The 3,931-nt window shown below is 65.1% G+C and carries 4 protein-coding genes and 1 riboswitch; of the genes, 1 reads left to right on the forward strand and 3 read right to left on the reverse strand.

Annotation, left to right across the window (positions count from 1 at the left end):
* The 3 genes from WBF82_RS11875 to WBF82_RS11885 form a co-directional block, all read right to left on the reverse strand.
* The coding region (locus WBF82_RS11875; protein ID WP_424383226.1) for an ATP-binding protein at positions 1-1,672 on the reverse strand (1,672 nt) is incomplete at its 3' end.
* A complete protein-coding gene (locus WBF82_RS11880; protein ID WP_424383227.1) occupies positions 1,669-2,040 on the reverse strand; it encodes an STAS domain-containing protein in 372 nt (123 codons plus the stop codon). The genes WBF82_RS11875 and WBF82_RS11880, both read right to left, overlap by 4 nt.
* 44 nt (positions 2,041-2,084) lie before the next feature.
* Positions 2,085-2,762 carry a PAS and ANTAR domain-containing protein gene (locus WBF82_RS11885; protein ID WP_424383228.1) on the reverse strand — a complete coding sequence of 226 codons (678 nt, stop codon included), beginning with the start codon at positions 2,760-2,762 and terminating at the stop codon, positions 2,085-2,087.
* Between the two features lie 158 nt (positions 2,763-2,920).
* A riboswitch (TPP riboswitch) is annotated at positions 2,921-3,032 on the forward strand.
* Between WBF82_RS11885 and WBF82_RS11890 the strand changes: the two genes are divergently transcribed.
* On the forward strand, positions 3,024-3,931 hold a 908-nt coding region (locus WBF82_RS11890; protein ID WP_424383229.1), incomplete at its 3' end, for a phosphomethylpyrimidine synthase ThiC. It overlaps the preceding riboswitch by 9 nt.

Below are 3,931 nucleotides of genomic sequence, written 5' to 3' on the forward strand. Positions count from 1 at the left end.
CGAGCTCGCTGGTGATCTGCAAACTTCCGTGTTGAAGCTCCACCAGTCCGTAAACCAGCGACAGCCCGATTCCGGTGCCCTCCACACTGCGACCTAGCCCCGTGTCGGCCCGAAAGAACCGTTGGCCCAGCCGTTTCAGGTCGTCCTCGGCTATCCCGACTCCGGTATCGCGGACACTGATCCGGCACTGATCGCCGCCGGCTTGCACCGCGACGGTGATCGAGCCGTGCAGCGTGTATTTGATCGCGTTGGACATCAGGTTGAGCACGATGGTTTCCCACATGTCCGGATCGATGTCGGCCAGTGCCGGATGGCAGTCGAGGATAAGTTCCAACCCGGCCCGCTGGCACAGTTGAGTGAACGACGACGCGATCTGCGCCGTCAGCAGGCCGACGTCGGTGCGCACCAAATTCGTTGTGGCGCGGCCTGCCTCGATACGGGAGAACTGCAGCAGCGAGTCAACGAGGCGAAGTAGCCGCCCCGCGTTCCGCCGGGCCATCCGTAGCCGCTCGGCGAGAACCGTGGACGCATCGACATCGGCCAGGGCGTCTTCGAGCGGCCCCATCAGCAGGGTCAGCGGCGTGCGGAATTCGTGGCTGACATTGGTCAAAAACGCCGTCTTGGCGCGGTCCAGTTCGGCCAGCGCATCGGCGCGCTGCCGCTGCTGCTCATGGGAGACCACCGACGCCAGCGCCGAGGACAGCTGGTCGGCGAGCAACTGACAAAAGCCGCGGTATTGCGCATCCAGCGGGCAGCGCGGATTTGTCCCGACGACCAGAGCCCCCGCGATCGCGTTCTCTCCCATCGGCAGGACCAACGCCTGGTCCGCGCAGTCGGCGCCCAACACCTCGTCGAGACCGCGAATAACCGATGCCGCGTTATCGATGATGCGCACCTGCGCCCGCGATCGCGCTGTCGGCTGCCAATCGGTGAGCTTTCCCAGCGTGGGCGGCAGCAGCGGTAGCACCGACGGTGTGGCTCCGCGGAGGGTGATTTCGGCCGCGTCCGCGCCGCTGACGTAGGCCGCGACGAACGGCACGTCGGGCTGACCGGCACACACCGAAACCGCTGCGCTGACCGCGTCGTCGACGGTGCGGGTTTCCATCGTCGCCGAGGCCACCGCGTTGAGTAGATGCAGTCGTCGTTCGCTGATCACCCGCTCGGTGGTTTCCCAGGATGGGCAGAAAATCCCGCAGATCTGACCGTTTCCTCCGACCAGTGGGCTGTAGGTGAAGGTGAAGTAGCGTTCCCGACGTCGGCCGCCGGTCATCATCGGCAGCATCAAGTCGTGCGACCAGGTCGCCTCGCCGGTGGCGATGACGCTGGCCAGCATCGGGCTGATCGGCTCCCAGATGTCCCACCACACAAAACGGCCGCGCCGGCCCAGCGCCGCCGGGTGCTTATCACCGAGGATCTGGATGTAGGCGTCGTTGTACACCACGAACAGGTCGTCAGCGCCCAACCACAACACGATCGGGAATCGCGAGGTCAACACCACGGCGACAGCAGACCGCAGCTCGGCCGGCCAACTTACCGGCGACCCCAATGGGTGTGCGGTCCAATCGAATTCAGCGAACAGCCGGCCCATCTCGCCGCCCAGCGCGACGGCCTTGGCAAGGTCGGGTGGCAGCTCCTGCGGCTCGCGTCTCCAGTCGCTTCGGTACCCGCTCACTGCCCCTGCTCGGTATCACGGCCTTGCAGCGCATCGGACAGCGTGGGGTAGAGCTCGAGCACGCTATCCAAGTTCGTCACCTCGATCGGACGAACCACCAGCCCATTGTCGGCAACCAGCCTGACCGACGTCCCGGCTGCCAGCCCTCGTCTATGGCAGTCGAGTACGGCGTTGAGTCCGGCACTGCCGAAATAGGTGACGGACTGCAAATCGATGATGAGCAGTCGAGAAGGTTGGGTTCCGGCCTGGTGCAGCGCAGCATGCAGCTGCGCGGTGAGGCCGCCGGCCGTGCTGGAGTCCACCTCGCCCTTGGCCTGCACCACGACAGCATCCGGCCGTACCTCACAGTCGACCGTCAACAAATCCATCGCGTTACTGTCCACAGCTTTATCGAGCCTAACGGGCGACGAGACTATGCGTCGGGTTCGTCGGGAATACGCTCATGCACCGTCAACAAAAGGTGGTCGAAGGCGCTTTGCACCTCCGCCGACGGCGGTGGCAGCGTGGCGATTTCGTCGAGAAGTTGTTTGGCCAGCGCGCGCAGTTTGGTGTTGGTTTCCTGCGACCGCCAGCGCAGCACACCGAAGGCTTGTTCCGCACTGACCCGGTAAATGGCCATCAGGGCACCCTTGACCTGCTCGATCACCGCGCGAGCCTCGAACAGGTCCGGCAGCGCTTCATCGAGGACCACCTGGCGGGTTTCGTCGATGGTGGCGGTCAGGTCGACGTAATAGCCGGCGGTTCCCACCACCGCGCCAGTCTCGTCGGCCATCCGATCGGCCACCACGATCGCGTCGTGCACGTTGCCGGCGGTGTCGATGAAGCGGTGCCGGCTGGAAAACGAGCTCTTGGAAACCAGTGCCCGGTCAAGCAGGTCCTGAACATGGCTGCGGTCTTCTGGATGTTTGTGCGACAGCAGCAGTTCCGTCGTCGGCGCCACCGAGCCGGGTTCATAGCCGTGCATCAGCGCTACCTCGTCGGACCATTCCCAACGCTGGCCGACAAACCAGAACCGGAAGGCGCCCACGCTGACGGCGTCGGCGTCGGTGCTCGTTGCAAGAGTTGCTTGAGCTTCAGGGGCCTCGCGCACGTTAACGATCATTCCACCGTTTAGGAGACTGCGCGCACTGGTTAGGCCGGATGGGCAGACGTTCTGTCGTCGCCTCGCCCGCTGCGCTAGCGTGGTCAGCACGGCGACGATGCGGACCGTGCAACGGTCCGAGGAGGAGCCGGGCAATCAAGCACAGCACAGTACAACGCGGGAGCGCACGCCCGGTGCGCTGAGAGGACGGCTCGGGGCCGTCGACCGTACGAACCTGATCGGGTAATGCCGACGTAGGGAGGATAAAAAATGACCGTGACCGTCGAACCATCAGTGACCACCGGACCCATCGCCGGCAGCAGCAAGGCCTATCACGACCTGGACGCGGTGCCGGGCGCCAAGGTGCCGTTTCGGCGAGTGAATCTGTCGAACGGAGAGCACTTCGACCTCTATGACACCTCCGGCCCCTATACCGACCCCGACGCGGTGATCGATGTGACGGCCGGGCTGCCGCCGCGCCCCGGCGTGCTGCGCGACCGCGGCACCCAGCTGCAGCGGGCCCGCGCCGGTGAGATCACCGCCGAGATGGCGTTCATCGCCGCCCGCGAAGACATGCCCGCCGAGCTGGTTCGCGACGAGGTTGCCCGCGGCCGCGCGGTGATCCCGGCCAACCACAACCACCCCGAGAGCGAGCCGATGATTATCGGCAAGGCGTTCGCGGTCAAGGTCAACGCCAACATCGGCAACTCCGCGGTGACGTCGTCGATCGCCGAGGAGGTCGACAAGATGGTGTGGGCCACCCGCTGGGGGGCCGACACCATCATGGATTTGTCCACCGGCAAGGACATTCATGCCACCCGCGAGTGGATACTGCGCAACTCACCGGTGCCGGTCGGCACCGTGCCGATTTACCAGGCCCTGGAAAAGGTCAACGGCGATCCGACCGAATTGACCTGGGAGATGTACCGCGACACCGTGATCGAACAGTGCGAGCAGGGTGTGGACTACATGACCGTGCACGCCGGGGTGCTGCTGCGCTATGTGCCGCTGACCGCCAAGCGGGTCACCGGCATCGTGTCTCGCGGCGGGTCCATCATGGCGGCGTGGTGCCTGGCGCATCATCAGGAGTCGTTCCTGTACACCAACTTTGCCGAGCTCTGCGACATCTTCGCCCGCTACGACGTGACCTTCTCGCTGGGCGACGGGCTGCGGCCCGG

This window comes from Mycobacterium sp. (genome assembly GCF_049673265.1).
Lineage (GTDB): Bacteria > Actinomycetota > Actinomycetes > Mycobacteriales > Mycobacteriaceae > Mycobacterium.

Coding starts and splice junctions, on each gene's coding strand:
- WBF82_RS11880 (WP_424383227.1), bottom strand. CDS start 2,040: ATGGATTTGTTGACGGTCGACTGTGAGGTACGGCCGGATGCTGTCGTG.